Raw genomic sequence first — 15822 nt, 5'->3', positions numbered from 1 at the left:
TCTCTGCCGTAGATCCGTTCCCACAACTCCAACCGCGGTCCCCAGTTCATTCCGCGAACACTACGACCAGCCACCGACAAGTCGACAGACTCGGCCAAATCCGCCAAAAGACCTTCGTCTCAACGCCTTTGCTCGGCCCCTCGGCCTCCCTGCTGGGTCTGGCCGCCGGATCCCCCGGAACTCGGGGCACCGAAACATGTGTCTGTCTCCACCGGGCCGAGCTTGACATGGTCGTAGCGCTTCCCGTTCCAATAGAAAGGTTTTCAGGCTATGACGACTGTTCGTTCTACTCTGCGCGCTGGGCTGATCGGCGTGCTCGCGACCGGCGCGATCGCAGGCGGATCCGCGATCGCGGGTGCCGCACCCGTCGCGGACAACGGGATTCCGCTGGAGTCTGCCTCGCCCGCAGCTCAGCCGACCGCCGTGCAGCCGATCAACACCCCCGACAGCGGCAGCGCCGTCATCAACATCCTCAACCTGATCACCGGCAGCGCCGACCGCCCCTGCACCACCCCGCTCACCTGCGGCTGATCTGTTCCGCCCCGTGGATCTGCCGACCGACCCCCAGGGTCGGCGGTCCACAGCTGGAGCCGACCGAGACCGTTCAAGCGCCCCCGCCCGGCCCGGACCAGCCATCACCGCTGGTCCAGTCACGGAGGTCCTCGACGTACCAGCTGTGCTGTTGTTCCTCCCACATCCGCATGTTCGGATAGCGGTCCTCGCAGTAGCGAGCGACCATATGCGCAGCCAGCGCCTGTCGCTCCGCGTCATCTGCCAGCACGATGGTCGCTCGACCCGCGCGAATCTCGACGCTCCCACGCCTATCCAGCGGGGTTTGCCATGGTGGCAGTATCGGTCGGCTGCCTACCGGCGGGGAACTGGAGGGATCCGCTCTATGCCGCTGGCGGGGTGTGAAATGCCGGGGATGGCGGGGCGGGCGTATGTGGCCTCCGGGTGGACGGTGATGACGTCCAGTTTTTGGATCAGGGCTGCGGGGATTTGGCCGTGGGGGAAGTGTTCGGGGCCGGGGGTGATGACGGCTTCGGCGGCGAGTTTGGTGGCTTGGGCGCGCAGGCGGGCGAGGGGCGGGCGGCCGGAGAGCGGGTCGTAGATGACGAGGCCGGCGAAGTCGTAGCCGAGTCGTTGGGCGAGTCGCCTCACCTCGGACTCGTCCCAGAGTTGAGCGAGACCGGAGACGTCGGTGCGGAGGTAGCCGAGAGCTGTTGGCCTGTAACGCATTACCGGTTCTCCGTTCTGGCGGCCGTCGACCACCTCGTGATCGCTGAATTGCAGGATGAACCCTCCGTGGGCGTCGGAGTTGTCGGTGCTCTGCAGCTCCAGAAACCCGCCGGGGAACTCGTAGAGCCTTGTACGCCCGTTCATTTCGCCCCCTGTCCGTTGCCGATGCGACAACCGGGTGTTAGCTGTCCGATCCTCCCGATCGCCTGCTTCGACGCTACGAACGCAAGACCTTCCGCCGCGAGCATCTTGCAGTTACTTGCACAGAAGATTGACCTGACCAGTCGAAACTCGAGACCATTGATCCCGTCAGTGCAAGTTCACGACACCAAGGGGGAAGCTCCATGAGGCTGGAATGGCTCGGCGGAGACTCCACGAACGGTCAATCACCCACGTTGTACCGCAGCGATCGGGGCACCTATGTTGTCCAGGGCTGGCGCACGGATCAGCCGGGAAAGATCGAGATACCGCACCGGTTGCTTCAATTCGTGACCCGCGGAAGTTGCTTCGGTGTGAAGCTGGACGACACCGGGCATGGCACGTTCATGCTCGTAGGCGAACCTGTCACCGATCCCGAAGCCCTGGGGATCATCGACGCGCCGGGCCACGAGGCCGCGGTGGAAGTCGCCGTTGGCGAGGAACGGAGGCCGGATGCGCCACATGGGCTTCGATGACCTCGTAGCCGAGTTTCGCGGCCACAAGCGCGCGTTCCACCTCGAAGTGCGCGACGACTACACCGGAGTGCCGGGCGAGGCCGACGCGCTGGAGAGGTTTGCCGCCGGCCGGCCTCTCGAACCAGCCTTTACCGCACAGTGGTACACGCTCGTTCGAGAAGTCACCGCGTCCGGTACGTCCGTGCAACGGGTCCGGGTGGTCACCGAGCCGCACACGGATTACGTCCGGTTCGCGGTCGCGACCACCCCGGGGAATCTGGACGCGGGGGAGGATATCCGCTGGTTGCCGAGAGAGGTCGCGCCCGAGGAGCTCCCGGACGACGATTGGTGGCTGCTCGATGAGGACCTCGTGGCGTGGACGGTTTTCGAGCAAGATGGAACAGCGCTACCGGGCTGGGTGGCCACTACTGATTCAGCCCTGACGGCGCACTATGCAGCCGTCCGTGATCGTCTCTGGGACAAGGCTATTCGACACCACGATTACATCAAGTGACCGATGTACGACAGGCACGCCGCGATCTCGGAGCACGACTTCGTGACCTTCGAACCGCGGCGAATCTGCGCGGATACCAGCTCGCCGAACTCGCCGGATGGTCGGCTTCGAAGGTTTCCAGGATCGAGAGCGGTGCGCATTCTCTGACCGAAGCCGACCTCCAACAATGGTGCCGGCTCACCGGTGCGGAGTTGGCGTATCCCGATCTCAGGGCCACCCTTCGTAACGTGAACGCCGCGTGGATGGAGTGGCGGCGGATCGTCGGTGCCGGGCACGCCCGTCATCAAGGGGAAATCGGAGACCTCGAGGCGCGCACCAGCCTCATTCGTAGCTACGACCCCCAAGTCATTCATGGACTCCTGCAGACCCCCGACTACGCCCGGGCGATCTTGGGGGCAGCCGCCGACTTCCTTCACATCAGCCAGGATCTCGAGGTAGCTGTCGCGGCGCGCATGAAACGCCAAGCAGTCCTTCGCCAGGGCCGTCATCGGTTCTATTTCCTGATCGGCGAACCGGCGCTCTACGGGCGGGTCGGCAGCGCCGACATCATGCGAGAACAGCTTGCTCAGCTATCGAAAGTAGTGGCGTTCCCCAACGTGATGCTCGCGATTGTGCCGCTGCAGGCTGAGTTCTTCTACCGCACAATGGAATTCGCGATCTATGACCAGACGACCGTGCTGATCGAGACTGTGACCGCAGAGTCGACGGTCACACAGCCGCGTGAGATCGAACTGTATGAGCGAACTTTCGCCCGGCTGGCAGCTCAGGCTGTAGGCGGAGACTCGGCGCGCGCTTTGATTCGCAAGGCCATGCAGAGTTCAACTCTTTAGTTGTCCACTGGCTGTTCCGGATTGGCACGATCGGGTGCGGAGGACAGGAGCGTGGCGAGGGTGGTGGAGAGGGGGGTGGTGCGGTCGAGGGGGTGGCCCTGGTCTGCGGCGTGGCCGGCCAGGAGGTGCCAGGTGGAGGTGGTGAGGAGGCGGGCCAGGGCGGGTTGGGTGGGGCGGGTGGGGGTGGGCGGGGTGGAGAGGTGGTGGGAGATGACGCCTTCGACCAGGCCGACTATGCCGTAGGCGAGGGGGCGGTAGGGGGTGATGTCGATGGCGAGAACGGTTGTCCAGGAAGCGAATCGGCGCCAGAGGGTGTCGGCTACGCGGTGGCGGAAGGTGGTGAGGGTGTCGGCGGTGGGGTGGCCGGGGAGGGGGCCCTGCTGGGCGAAGCGGTAGAGGTTGGGGTGGTCGGTGGTCCAGCGGACGACGGTGAGCATGACGTCGAAGATGAGGTCCTCGACGGTCTTGGCGGGGTCGAGGACGAGGATCTCCTCGAATTCGGTGAGGTAGCCGTCGAAGACGTATTCACGGGCGCGGGCGTCGAGATCCTCGCGATTGCGGAACTGGCGGTAGACGACCGAGCGGGCCAGACCGGCGCGGTCGGCGATCTGCTGGGTGGAGATCTCCGCGCCGGGCTCGTGCTCCTCGATCAGGGCGAGAGCGGCCTCGAGGATGGCGGTGCGGCGCGCGATATTGTGCTCGTCCCAGCGCTGACCGCCCGAACGCCTGCGATGCGGGCGCAGATGCGGGGGCGGTTTCACGGGATTCGACTATACGGCGGTGTCCACCGGCTCGGAGCGCGGCAGGAACCGGGCGCGCATGGGCAGCGGCCCGTCGGGCCCGCCGGTGAAGGAGATCTGCCGGCGCACCCGCTCGGGCGAGACCGCGTCGAACTCCAGCTGCTGGGCGAAGGTGGCGACCACCAGCGCCGCCTCCATGCTCGCGAAGCTCGACGCCACGCACATGCGCTTACCCGCGCCGAACGGGATGGCGGCCCGTTTCTGTTCGCGCACAAGGTTTTCGGGCAGGAATCGGCTGGGGTCGAATTCCTCGGGACGCTCCCACACCCGCTGATGGTGGTGCAGCGCGTGCAGGATGACCGCGACCGTCGTGCCGGGCTCGATCGCGTATCCGCCCAGCACATCGGGTTCCTTGGCGGTCCTGGCCAACCCGATCACCGGCGGCAGCAGCCGCATGGTCTCGGCGACCACCGCCTGCGTCCACGGCAGCTGTTCGAGGTCGGCGGCGGTCGCGGCCCGATCGCCCAGCACCCCGCGCACCTCCTGCCGCAGCCGCTCGCGCGCGTCGGGATGCTCGGCCAGCAACTGCCATACCCAGCTCAAAGCCGTTGCGGTGGTTTCCATTCCGGCGCCGATGAAGGTCATCAGCTCGTCGTGGATCTCCTGATCGCTGTAGCGGTAACCGGTCTCGGGATCCTCGGCGTCCATCAACAGCGCCAGCAGATTGTCCTTGCGCGCGATCCGCCCGGCGCGATGATCGGCGATCAGCCCGTCCACCACCCGCTCGGCATGCCGCAGATCCCGCATCGCCCGCGGCTCGATCAACCAGCCCGCGCCGCGCATGATCCGCAGCGGCACACGGGAATTGGGTGCGTCGTCCCGGCCGCGCCGCTGCATCACCCAGGTCGAGATGTTGTGCAGCGGATGGCTGAGATTGGTCATGAACCCGCGCCCGAAGAACCGCAGCAATCGTTCCAGCACCACCTCGGACATGGGCCCGGTGATATCGGTGCCGAACATGGTCCGCGAGGTGACATCCAAAGTGAGCCTGTTCATTTCGGCTCCCACATCGATCACCTCGCCGGCGGCGGTCAGGCTTCGGATTCGCGCCACCGCGTCCCGCGCGGCCGCCACCATGACCGGTGCGAAGCCGTCCACATTGCGCTTGGCGAAGATCGGCTGCACCAGCCGCCGATTGCGTTGCCACTGTTCGTCATCGAAGTCGGTGACCAGCCCGCGCCCGAACGCGACCGCGAGCATGTCGTACTCCGGACTCTTGGCGTAGTTGTTCTGATTGGTGACCAGCACCTGCCGCACCAATTCGGGGCTGCGCACGATCACGAAGCGCGCGAACGGCACTCGCGCCACCATCACGTCGTCCGCGCCGGGCAGGGTCGTCGCGTAATCGAGCACGGTGTGGTCGCGCACCCGGGGCAGGATGCCCAGCGCCAGCCGCCAGGACTGCCACCAGCCGACGCGCGTGTTGTGCCAGCGAATGAAGGTCGGCGCCCAGCGCGGCGGGAACAGCTGCGTGGAGGTATCGGTCATATCGCGGCCCCTCGCCGAACGAGTATGAGACATGCTGTCCCACTCAAGGTAGTGAGACAGCATGCCCCAGTCAATCGCCTGCGCTACTCAACCGGTCGACGCGAACCGATATCGTCCGCAGGGCTATCCGTGTGTGGCGGGGCCGTGACCTCACGCCGTGTGCCGGCACCCCAGTGGTTGAACACCAGATTCAGCACGAACACTACGATCACCGCCGAGGTGATCGGACTACTGGCGATCATCTGGAAGTTGGTCGGGAACTTGGTGTAGATGTTCGGCGCCACCGCCGGCAGCAGCGCCACCGACAGGGTGACCGCGATGATCAGCATATTGTTGGTCCCTTCGAACTGGACCTTGTGCAGCACCCGCAGCCCGACCGCCGTCACCATGGCGAACATGACCGTGGCCGCCCCGCCGACCACCGGACCCGGCAGCGCCGCAACCACACTGCCCACCTTGGGCACCAGGCCCAGCGCCACCAGCATGCCGCCGCACGCCGCGACCACCCACCGGCTGCGCACCCCGGTCAACCCGACCAGCCCGACGTTCTCGGCGAACGCCGTGTCGGGGAAGGAGTTCATGAATCCGGCCAGCACCGCGGACAGGCCGTCGGCGGCGAGGCCGCGCGACAGATCGGCGGGTTCCAGTTCCTTGTCGACCATTTCGGCGACGGCGACCATATCGGCGGTGGACTCGGTGAAGGTCACCAGCATGACCACGCACATGGAGATGATCGCGCCGATATGGAACTCGGGCGCGCCGAACAGGAACGGCTTGGAGATGCCGAACCAGGCGGAACTGCCCACATTCGACATGTCGACCAGATGCATGGGCACCGCCACCAGCGTGCCGATCGCCATGCTGATCAACACCGCCAGCTGACTGATCAACCCGCGCGCGAAGCGGTGGATCACCACGATCAACGCGATCACCAGCCCCGCCAGCGCGATATGCGAAATCTGGCCGTAGTCGGCCGATTTCGGATCGTCGCCGGCGATCAGCCCGGCATCCGCGCCGATGAGCGACAGCCCGATCACACAGATGACGCAGCCCGACACCAGGGGCGGGAAGAACCGCACCACGGTGGCGAAGAAGCGCGCGATGAGCAGGCCGAACACGCCGGACACCAGAATCGCGCCGTACACCGTCGGCAGCCCGGCCTCACCGCCGCCGAACTCCTGCGCGATCAGGATCATGGGCGAGACCACGGTGAAGGTCGCGCCCGCGACCACCGGCAGCCGGACACCGAGGATCTTGCCGATGCCCACGGCCTGGATGACGGTGACGATGCCCGACACCAGCAGATCGGCATTGACGAGCAGGCCGATGGTGTGGGTACTGAGTTTCAGCGCCCCGCCGACCAGCAGCGGCACCGCGACCGCGCCGGCGTACATGATCGCCAGGTGCTGCAGGCCCAGCAGCGCCAGCCGGGGCGGCGGCGGGACTTCGTCGACGGGATGCGGCGGGGGTTTCGGGACGGTGTCGGCATCGCCGAGATCGGGTTTGCGGGAGGGGCGCGAAAAGCGCATATGCATGAGAAGCCTCCTGGAACACGTGAGCGTCGGCCAGGCAGGCCGCGACCACGACCCGAATAATGGCGGAGGAAATACCCGCCTCGCAGCAGATTGTTCGATTGTCCAGCCGAATCGGCGTGCCTACCGGTCGTATTCGTATTTTCCTACAGAGTTCGCTGCGCGTGAACTCCCGCCACCCGATCCGGGCTGCGCGGCCGTGCCAGCCTGGTCGGACGGGTGCGGCCCCGCAGGGTCACCGATTCGCCCAGCCGCCAATGGATCTGCTCGCGGGTCGCGGCGGCGGCAATGGTGGTCGCCGACGTCAAGACCCGTAGCTCGTCGTTCTTGGCCAGCTCGCACAGCCGGGCCGCCTCGTTGACCGCATCGCCGATGACGGTGAATTCGTAGCGGCGCGCCGAACCGACATTGCCCGCGATCACCCGGCCCGCCGCCACCCCGATGCCCGCGTCGAATTCGGTGTCTGCGTGCAGCAGGCGATGTCGAATATTGCGCGCGGCGATCAACGCGGCCCCCGCCGCGTCGGAATGCGGTGCGGGAGCGCCGAATACGGCCAGCGCGGCATCGCCTTCGAATTTGTTGATCAGCCCGCCGCAGTCCTCCACCTCGTCGACCACGATGGTGAAGAAATCGTTGAGGATGGCGACGATCTCGGCCGCCGGGCGCGTGGCGGCGAGCGTGGTGGAGCCGATGATGTCGATGAACAGCGCCGCGGCCTCGCATTCGGTGCCGCCCAGCTCGGGCTCCCGGGTCAACGCCACCGCCGCGACATCGTGCCCGACGTGGCGGCCGAACAGGTCGCGCATCTTCTCGCGCTCCCGCAGCCCCGACACCATATGGTTGAAACCGCTTTGCAGCTGCCCCAATTCGCTGCCGTCATAGACGGTGACCGCCACCCGCAGATCGCCGTCCTCGACCCGGCGCATGGCGGTGCGCACCGCCCGGATCGGGGCGACCGTCGCCGACAGCGTCAGCACCATGAGCAGCAGCCCGAAGACCAGCGTCGCGCCACCCAGCGCCAGCACCACCACCGCCAGCCGCTCACCGCTGGCCTGCCAGCCCGCCAGGATCAGCACGGCCACCGACATCAGCAGCGCCACCGGCACACCCGTGCCCAAAATCCAGATCACCACCGTGCGGCCGAACACGCCGAGCCCGCGCCGCGGCCGCGACGGCGCGGCCTCCAGCACCCGGGCCGTGATCGGCCGCAACGCGAACTCCGCGATCAGATAGCTGTTGACGCACACCACGATGGCGCTGAACCCGAAGCCCAGCAACAACTTCGGCACGAAGGTCGGATCCACCCGGGCGTACAGGGGAGTCAGCACCGCCAGTCCGGCGGTCCACAGCATGGCCTGCGAGAGCACCAATTTGCGCGGGACGGCCGCGGTCGCCGCCTGTTCGGGCCCGGTCGGCACCCGCTCCGGATCGCGTGACCAGTACAGGGTCCGCAATCCGTAGACGGTGCCCCACCACAATCCGATGGCCAGCGCCACGCCCGCGACCACCGGGACGGCCACGAAATCCAGGACCAGCAGATCCCGATCGAGCAACGCCGGCCCCGGCAGCACGAACGCGATCAGCGCGGTGGCCACGGCCATCCCGGCCAGGTTGGCCACGACGATCCCGAGCGTGATCAAGAGCTGCACCCGCAGCCGCTGGGTACGAGCCTGCTCCCCGGCGGGCCCCAGCAACCGGGACCCCCAGGGTGAGGGTCCCAGCGCGTCGGTCGTGACCTCGTCATCGGCCATAGTCGCAGCGTAGGCGGTATGCGAACCGGAACCCGGCACCGGCCCAGAATTATCACGTGTTCTGAAAACGGGTGTTGTGCCCTGCGCTCGGGGCGTAGGCGGATTACCGTCGGACGGGTGGCCAGCAAGTCAGCGACGCCGGCGGTCGAGGTGGCGGTCGGCGAGCATACGGTGCGCGTGTCCAATCCCGACCGTGTGTACTTCCCGGAGACCGGGGCGACCAAGCTCGACCTGGTGAACTACTACCTGAGCGTCGGCGACGGAATCGTCAACGCGCTGCGGGACCGGCCCTGCATGCTGCATCGCTTCCCGAAGGGCCTGCCCGGCGGCAAGGTGCACCAGAAGCGGATTCCCGGCGGCGCGCCCGACTGGATCCCGACCGTCGAGCTGTACTTCCCGCGCTACGGCCGCACCGCGGACGAGGTCTGCGTGGAGAAGCTGGCCGACGTGATCTGGGCCGTGCAGATGTCGACCGTCGAATTCCATCCCTGGAACTCGCGCCGCTTCGACACCGAACGGCCCGACGAATGGCGCATCGACCTCGACCCCATGCCGGACTGCCCGTGGTCACGGGTGCAGCGGGTGGCCGGGGTGGTGCACGAGGTGCTCGACGAACTGGGCGCGGTCGGCTGGCCGAAAACCTCCGGCGGCAAGGGATTACACGTCTACGTCCGCATCGCGCCGGACTTCGGCTTCCAGGAGGTGCGCCGCGCCGCCCTCGCCTTCGCCCACGAGGTCGAACGCCGCGCCCCGCGGGATGTCACCGCCGCGTGGTGGCGCAAGGATCGCGATCCGGCCCAGCTGTTCGTCGACTACAACCAGAACGCCCGCGACCACACCATCGCCGCCGCCTACTCCGTGCGCGGCGTCCCGGCGGCCACCGTCTCGACTCCGGTGCGCTGGAACGAGATTCCCGACATCCACCCCGCCGACTTCACCATGAAAACCGTCCCCGCCCGCTACGCCGACCTGGGGGACCTGCACGCCGGCATGGACGCCGCGGTCTTCGACATCGAACCACTGCTGGAATGGGCCGACCGCGACAAGATCGACGTCGACCTCGACGAGGACACCGACTGACCTCGTCGCCCGCGGTGAACGTCACGGCCCTCGTCGGGGCGCGCTCGTGCCGTCCCGGGGACATAATGCGGCATGGGATTATTTCGGCCCCGTCCTCCGGTGGATGAGTTGGAGCGACTCTGGGTCGAGGAGATGCTGCGCTGGTGCGCCGCCGAATTCGGGACGCGCAGCCTGCGCGCGCCGGTGATCCTGCCGACCTCCGATTATTTTCCCGGCACTTACGCCGGCACCGAAGTGGACGTGCTTGCCGTGGTCGAGCGGGTGGCCGGATACATGGGCGTCGCCCCGGATCGCATTGTGGTGGAATTCGATTCGGGCGACGAGCTGCCGGATCAGCTCGCCTTCCTGGAACGCCCCCGGGATGGGGAAGCCGGGCACTATCGGCTCGAGCACGGGCGCGCGGTGGTGTCGCTGAATCTCTCGCGGCTGCGGACCCCGGTCACCCTGGTCGCGACCATCGCCCACGAGCTGGCGCACGAACGGCTGCTGGGGGAGCGGCGCATCGATCCGGGCCGGCACGACGGCGAACAGGTCACCGATCTGACGACGGTGTTCCTGGGCCTCGGCGTCTTCAATGCCAATGCGGCATTCCAGTTCTCGCAGCACAGCGGCGGCTGGCGGTATCACCGGCTGGGCTATCTGTCGCAGCCGCTGTACGGCTATGCGCTGGCCTGCTGGAGCGTCATGCGCGGGGATCCGAAACCGGTGTGGGCCCGCCACCTCGACACGAATCCCCGCGTGTACATGAAACAGTCGCTGAAATACCTGCGCGCCGATCCCGATGCGCTGCCCGAATGGCGGGCCGCTGCCTTCGGCGCGTGAGGGTCAGACGGTGCTGCTGGCGTTCCCGTTCTCCAGATGACCGGCGAAATGCCTGCGCCAGTTGGTGTTTCCGGTGGCCGACACGGTCAGGTCGTACCAGCCCGCGTCGAGGGGCGCGGTGATGTCGTGGCGGCCGCCGGCGTCGATCGTGACGTGCGAGCCACCCGCGTCCACGGTCACCGCCGAGGTGCCGGAATTGACCACGGTGACAACGAAACTCGGTGAGCCCGCGCTGCCGCCGACCGCCGCGCTCGCGGTGAGCGTCGCGCTGTCGGCGCCGCCGGAGCACTGCACCAGGAAGCCGTTGGCCGCATGGATCGCGAAATCGTACGACCCGCCCAGCTGGAAGCGCTCCTGAGCGCTGCCGCCCGGCGCGACCACCGTCTGCCGGATCGAATTGTCATGGTAGGCAAAGGTTTGGAAGGCGACGGCGGCCGTGCCCTGATTGCCGAACCGCACCGTCGCCGTCGATCCCGCCACCTCCAGCCAGGCCGCCGGCTGATACGGCAGCGGACGCGCCTTGGCCCGGCCGCCGTCCTGCACCGGAATCTGCTGTCCGGCAGGACTGGGCGGTGTCGGTTTGGGCAGGTTCTTCTGCCCGGCGGCGCGGGCGCGTTCGGCGTTCGCGTCCGGCAGGGTGGGAATGCTGGTGTCGCGCGTGCCGAAATCGAAACAGCTGGTGAGGTCACCGCACACCGCGCGCCGCCACGCCGAGATATTCGGCTCGACCACGCCGGTCCACTGCTCGAGGAACCGCAGCACCGAAGTATGGTCGAACACTTGGGAATTCACCCAGCCGCCGCGGCTCCACGGCGAGATGACCAGCATCGGCACCCGCGGTCCCAGTCCGATCGGCGACTGCCCGCCCAGCAGCGCCCCGGCCCGGCTGATCAGCGTGTCCAGACCCGCCGAACCCGAGGACAGGCCCAGGGTGGCCGAGCCGGAATTCAGGTCGGTGCCGGTGATCTCGAGCGACGGCAGGATCTCGTCGGGGGTGCCGGGCGGCGCGGTCGGCGGCACCACGTGATCGAAGAAGCCGTCGTTCTCGTCGTAATTGACCAGTAGGACAGTCGATTCCCACAGTTTCGGGTTGTCCCACAGCGCGCGCAGCACCCGCTGGATGTAGGCGGCGCCGTCGGCGGGACGGAAGGCCGGATGCTCGGAGTAGCCGGCGGGAGCGACCACCCACGACACCTGCGGCAGGGTGCCGGCCGCGCAATCGGCAATGAACCGTTGCAGCACGTAATCCACGTCCGTGCCGTCGATTCCGGCGGGGGCGGGCGTCATGCCGACAGCGGTCACCCCGGCGCGGTCGGCCAGCTGCCGGACGGCGGGATCGGGTGAGCTCGCGGCGTCGTGGAAGGCGTGGAACAGCCACAGCGGGTTGTCGCCGAAGTCCGCGAGAAAGTCACCGCCGCTGTGATTGTCGGCGTACACCTGCCACGAGATGCCCGCCTGCTGCAGGCGTTCGGGATAGGTGGTCCAGCTGAACGCGGGCCGATAGTCCGGCGGATTGGACACCGCGGGGCCGCCCGCGCGGCCGGCCGGATCGATGGTTCCGGTCCAGTGGTACAGCCGATTCGGTGTGGTGGGGCCCTGGATCGAGCAGAAATAGTGATCGCAGACGGTGAACGCGGCGGCCAGCGCGCGATGGAACGGAATGTCGGTCTCGGTGAAATAGCCCATGGTCATCTTGGACTTGGCCGCGATCCACGAGTGATACGCGCCGTCCGCCCACGCCAGGTGCGTGGTGTTCCAGTCGTGCGCCAGATCCCCGAGGTCCTGACCGTCCACGCGGGTGGTGTCCACATGCCAGGGCAGCAGGAATCCGGTGCTGCTGAACGCATCCGGCTGATGGAAGGCATCCCGCTCGCCACCGGGGGACCCGCTGCCGGACCCGGAGCCGCTGCCCGACCCGCTGCCGGACCCGCTGCCGCTGGCCGATCCACTGGCGCTGCCGGTGCCCGCCGACCCGCTGCCCAGATCGACGCCTAGGCCGCCCCCGACCGCGGTGTCCATGGCCGCCTGCAGAACCGGGTCGTAGCCGCCGGCGGGCAGCCGCACCGCCCGCTTGTCGCCGAAACCCCGGACGCCGCTCATGGTTCCGAAGTAGTGGTCGAAGGACCGGTTCTCCTGCATCAGGATCACGACGTGCTGCACCTGATCCAGCGAGCCCGAACGTCCCGGCTCCGCCAGTGCCTCTGCCATCCCCTCGGGCAGTCCGGTCACCCCGGCGGCGCCCGCGGCCAGCATCGATCCCAGCACCGTTCGCCGATTCGTCCTGGCGAATCCACGTCCCATCAGCACTCTCCGATTCGTCGGTCCGTTCCCAGCCTGCGCGGCGCGGGAGACGCTACCGGCACTCGCCCCATGAAATTGGTCAAATGATCATCTCGGGGTCATGTGGCGATGTCACCGTGGTCGGGTGCGGAGCGAAACGGTGCGCGAGAGTGAACGATCCGCGCCGTGGGCGGTACGCGGGTTTCATCGGGTGTGCGACGGGGTGGTCGCGCTGCTGCCCGCACGGCTGCGCCGGCACGTCCCCCCGACCTTCGTCGGATACCTGCTGGTGAGCGGATTCACCTTCGCCACCGACCTTTCCATGCTCACCGCCCTGCACGGAGTGGTCGCCTTGCCGATCGCCGTGACCGCGGGCTACTGCACGGCATTCGGGCTGAGCTATCTGCTCAATCGCACGCTCAACTTCGAATCGCACGGGGCGGTCGGTCCGCAGGTCGCGCTGTATGTGGTTGTGGTCGTGGTCAATTACCTGGTGTTCATCCTCGGCGTGACCAGCGGGGTGGCCGCGCTCGGGCTCGACTACCGGCTGGCCCGCGTACTCGGCGGCCTCGGTGAGGGCCTGTTCATGTACTCCTCGATGCGTTGGATCGTCTTCCGCAACCGGCGTCCGCCAGACCCGGACCACTGATTCTTCACAGTAAGTTCACACCGGACTACCAGCGATAACGCTTCGGCGGCACTCGGCCTGGGCCGACTGGACCCGGATATAGGTATGGCTTACCTTGGCATGCGTGAGTGTTGCCGATGCCGTGCCCAATCTGCTGATCTGCCTGCGGGAGGGCCTCGAGGCGGGACTCGTGGTGACCATCCTGCTGGCCGCCGTCCGCAGACTCTCCACCCCCGAGCGGCCGGTGTCGACCACGCCCGTATGGCTGGGTCTGCTCGGGGCGGTGTCGGTGGCGGGCAGCTTCGCCGCGGTCCTGACCTATTCGACCGCCGTGCTGACCAGTTCGGCGCGGGCGGCCGTCGCGGGCGTGCTGAGCGTGCTCGCGGTGGGATTGGTCACCGCCATGATCTTCTGGATGCGCCGCACCGGGGCCACCCTGTCGGGGCAACTGCGGGGCGAAGTCGCGCGCGCCGCCGGACTCGGCGCGGGCGTGCTCGCGGTGACGGCCTTCCTGGCCGTCGGGCGCGAGGGGCTCGAGACCACGCTGTTCGTGTGGACCGCCATCAAGGCCGCGGGCTCGACCGCCGCGCCCCTGGTCGGCGCGGCCCTCGGCCTGATTCTCGCGATCGCGCTGTGCTGGTTGCTGTTTCGGCAGTCGGTGCGGCTGAACCTCGGTGTCTTCTTCAACCGCACGGCCATCCTGCTCATCGTGATCGCCGCCGGCGTGCTCGCCTACGGCCTCGGCGATCTGCAGGAGGCGGGCTGGCTGCCGGGCGCGCGCTGGATCGCCTTCGACCTCACCGCCCACCTCGACCCGAACTCGTGGTGGGTGTCGCTGTTCACCGGCATCACCGAGCTCGCGCCGAAAATGACCGTGCTGCAGGTCGTCGCCTGGATCGCCTACCTGGCCACCGTGATTCCGCTGTTCATCCGCGCCGGCAAGGCGCCCGCGCCGGCCGCGCCCGCCGCCGCGCCGGAAACCGAAGCCGCGCACGCCGATTGGTGGGAGCGGATCGCCGGTCCCCGCCCGGTCCTGGTCGGCGCGGTCCTGGTCCTGGTGCCGGTGCTGGCCGCCGCGACCGCCATCGCCCTGCTGCCCGCCGGCGCCTCGAACTCCAGCGCCGTCACGGTGACCGCGGATTCCTGTGCGCCGGAATGGACCTCCGCGAGCACCGGCACCCAGACCATCTCGGTGCACAACAAGTCCGCCAAGTCCGGCGAGATCGATCTGGTCGACGCGGACGGCGCGGTGGCCGGTGAGATCGAGAACATCGGTCCCGCCACCACCGCCGACCTGATCGCCACCTTGAATCCGGGCAGCTACACCATCGTCTGCCTGTTCGCGGGCAGCCCACAGTTGTCCTCGCAGCGGGTGCGGGCCAGCGGCGCGCAGACCGATGCGCCCCAGACGTTCAAACCCGCTCGGGCCAGCGAACTTCGCGGGCCCAACGACGCCTACCAGGCGTATGTGCGGCAGGTGCTGGGCCGTCTCACCACCGCGCTCGGGGCGGTCGGCCGGGATGTGCGGGCCCGCGATATCCCCGCGGCGCAGGCCGATTGGCTGCTCGCGCAGCAGGAGTGGGAGCGGGTCGGCGCGTCCTACAACAGCTTCGGCGACGCCGGGACCGCCGTGGACGGCCTGCCCAACGGTCTGCCCGACGGCGTGCAGGACAAGGGCTTCACCGGTATGCACCGGCTCGAGTACGGCCTGTGGCACGGTCAGGGTCCCGAGCAGCTGGTGCCGGTGCTCGACAAGCTCGGCGCCGATATCGCCGCCATCGGCGACAACCTGACCAGCACCGATATCGCCGGTGATCCGGCCGCCCTGCCGGTGCGCGCCCACGAGATCCTGGAAGACGCGCTGCGCGACCATCTTTCGGGGCTCGACGATCTGGGCGCGGGCGCGGCCTACCCGATGACGCTGGCCGATGTCGAGGTCACGCGCAGCGTGCTCGATCAGCTCGCCGTCCCGCTCGACGACCGCGATCCGCAGCTGCGGCCGCACCTCGCGAGCGCCCTCGACGGACTGCGCACCGCCCTGCTGGCCACCCAGGACAACGGCCACTGGCGGGCGCCCGCGCAGACGCCGCCGGCCGCGCGGCGGGCGGTGAACGCCGCGCTCGGCGGCGCGCTGGAAGCCCTGGCCCGGGTGCCGCGGCTGCTGGAAACCAAAGCGAACTGACTCTCGGACCCAAGGACACCTCA

Annotated in this window: 14 protein-coding genes; 8 read left to right on the top strand and 6 right to left on the bottom strand. The window is 68.0% G+C overall.

From position 1 onward, the window contains the following. Positions 1–270 precede the first annotated feature (270 nt). Complete coding sequence (locus D7D52_RS10320) at positions 271–531, top strand: hypothetical protein (RefSeq protein ID WP_162958259.1); 261 nt, start codon at positions 271–273, stop codon at positions 529–531. Between the two features lie 333 nt (positions 532–864). Here the strand turns inward: D7D52_RS10320 and D7D52_RS10315 are convergent, their stop codons facing one another. Then, a complete protein-coding gene (locus tag D7D52_RS10315; RefSeq protein WP_246023748.1) occupies positions 865–1383 on the bottom strand; it encodes a hypothetical protein in 519 nt (172 codons plus the stop codon). Between the two features lie 200 nt (positions 1384–1583). Between D7D52_RS10315 and D7D52_RS10310 the strand changes: the two genes are divergently transcribed. The 3 genes from D7D52_RS10310 to D7D52_RS10300 are packed head-to-tail and all read left to right on the top strand — an operon-like array spanning position 1584 to position 3236. After that, entirely contained in the window at positions 1584–1913 is a 330-nt protein-coding gene (locus D7D52_RS10310) for a hypothetical protein (protein ID WP_120736112.1), read from the top strand. Next, positions 1891–2406, top strand: a complete 516-nt coding sequence (locus tag D7D52_RS10305) for a DUF6879 family protein (RefSeq protein ID WP_162958258.1) — start codon at positions 1891–1893, stop codon at positions 2404–2406. The genes D7D52_RS10310 and D7D52_RS10305 overlap by 23 nt, the downstream gene beginning before the upstream one ends. Next, entirely contained in the window at positions 2403–3236 is an 834-nt protein-coding gene (locus D7D52_RS10300) for a helix-turn-helix domain-containing protein (RefSeq protein ID WP_120736110.1), read from the top strand. The genes D7D52_RS10305 and D7D52_RS10300 overlap by 4 nt, the downstream gene beginning before the upstream one ends. On the opposite strand, the gene D7D52_RS39855 is transcribed toward D7D52_RS10300, so the two are convergent. The 4 genes from D7D52_RS39855 to D7D52_RS10280 form a co-directional block, all read right to left on the bottom strand. Beyond that, positions 3233–3997, bottom strand: a complete 765-nt coding sequence (locus D7D52_RS39855; RefSeq protein ID WP_120736109.1) for a TetR/AcrR family transcriptional regulator — start codon at positions 3995–3997, stop codon at positions 3233–3235. The genes D7D52_RS10300 and D7D52_RS39855 overlap by 4 nt on opposite strands. A 9-nt stretch (positions 3998–4006) precedes the next feature. Continuing rightward, entirely contained in the window at positions 4007–5524 is a 1518-nt protein-coding gene (locus D7D52_RS10290; protein WP_120736108.1) for a cytochrome P450, read from the bottom strand. Between the two features lie 83 nt (positions 5525–5607). Then, complete coding sequence (locus D7D52_RS10285) at positions 5608–7059, bottom strand: nucleobase:cation symporter-2 family protein (protein ID WP_246023746.1); 1452 nt, start codon at positions 7057–7059, stop codon at positions 5608–5610. 143 nt (positions 7060–7202) lie between these two features. Continuing rightward, positions 7203–8807, bottom strand: coding sequence for an adenylate/guanylate cyclase domain-containing protein (locus D7D52_RS10280; RefSeq protein WP_120736106.1), 1605 nt, complete (start codon positions 8805–8807; stop codon positions 7203–7205). Between the two features lie 117 nt (positions 8808–8924). Here D7D52_RS10280 and ligD point away from each other — a divergent pair, with 117 nt between their 5' ends. Together ligD and D7D52_RS10270 are read left to right on the top strand one after the other, a co-directional pair. Then, positions 8925–9887, top strand: a complete 963-nt coding sequence (ligD, locus tag D7D52_RS10275; protein WP_246023744.1) for a non-homologous end-joining DNA ligase — start codon at positions 8925–8927, stop codon at positions 9885–9887. Positions 9888–9986: 99 nt separating this feature from the next. Beyond that, complete coding sequence (locus tag D7D52_RS10270; protein ID WP_120736104.1) at positions 9987–10709, top strand: hypothetical protein; 723 nt, start codon at positions 9987–9989, stop codon at positions 10707–10709. Positions 10710–10712: 3 nt separating this feature from the next. Here D7D52_RS10270 and D7D52_RS10265 read toward each other — a convergent pair whose 3' ends face one another. Further along, positions 10713–12917, bottom strand: a complete 2205-nt coding sequence (locus D7D52_RS10265) for a phosphocholine-specific phospholipase C (RefSeq protein ID WP_425464670.1) — start codon at positions 12915–12917, stop codon at positions 10713–10715. 232 nt (positions 12918–13149) lie between these two features. On the opposite strand from D7D52_RS10265, the gene D7D52_RS10260 reads away from it, so the two are divergent. Together D7D52_RS10260 and efeU are read left to right on the top strand one after the other, a co-directional pair. Next, a complete protein-coding gene (locus D7D52_RS10260; RefSeq protein WP_246023742.1) occupies positions 13150–13638 on the top strand; it encodes a GtrA family protein in 489 nt (162 codons plus the stop codon). Positions 13639–13741: 103 nt separating this feature from the next. Then, the gene (efeU, locus tag D7D52_RS10255; protein WP_120736101.1) at positions 13742–15799 is read left to right on the top strand and encodes an iron uptake transporter permease EfeU; all 2058 of its coding nucleotides are present in this window, start codon (positions 13742–13744) and stop codon (positions 15797–15799) included. Positions 15800–15822 lie beyond the last annotated feature (23 nt).

It is taken from the genome of Nocardia yunnanensis, assembly GCF_003626895.1.
GTDB classification, from domain to species: Bacteria; Actinomycetota; Actinomycetes; order Mycobacteriales; family Mycobacteriaceae; genus Nocardia; species Nocardia yunnanensis.
Note: the sequence above shows the minus strand (reverse complement) of the source record. Positions and strands in the feature narration are given on the sequence as shown.

Excerpts from the sequence above, each read along its gene's own strand:
- D7D52_RS10285 (WP_246023746.1), bottom strand. The coding sequence starts at position 7,059 with ATGCATATGCGCTTTTCGCGCCCCTCCCGCAAACCCGATCTCGGCGAT.
- D7D52_RS10265 (WP_425464670.1), bottom strand. The coding sequence starts at position 12,917 with ATGGCAGAGGCACTGGCGGAGCCGGGACGTTCGGGCTCGCTGGATCAG.
- D7D52_RS10320 (WP_162958259.1), top strand. The coding sequence starts at position 271 with ATGACGACTGTTCGTTCTACTCTGCGCGCTGGGCTGATCGGCGTGCTC.
- D7D52_RS10290 (WP_120736108.1), bottom strand. The coding sequence starts at position 5,524 with ATGACCGATACCTCCACGCAGCTGTTCCCGCCGCGCTGGGCGCCGACC.
- D7D52_RS10280 (WP_120736106.1), bottom strand. The coding sequence starts at position 8,807 with ATGGCCGATGACGAGGTCACGACCGACGCGCTGGGACCCTCACCCTGG.
- D7D52_RS10315 (WP_246023748.1), bottom strand. The coding sequence starts at position 1,383 with ATGAACGGGCGTACAAGGCTCTACGAGTTCCCCGGCGGGTTTCTGGAG.
- D7D52_RS10305 (WP_162958258.1), top strand. The coding sequence starts at position 1,891 with ATGCGCCACATGGGCTTCGATGACCTCGTAGCCGAGTTTCGCGGCCAC.
- D7D52_RS10310 (WP_120736112.1), top strand. The coding sequence starts at position 1,584 with ATGAGGCTGGAATGGCTCGGCGGAGACTCCACGAACGGTCAATCACCC.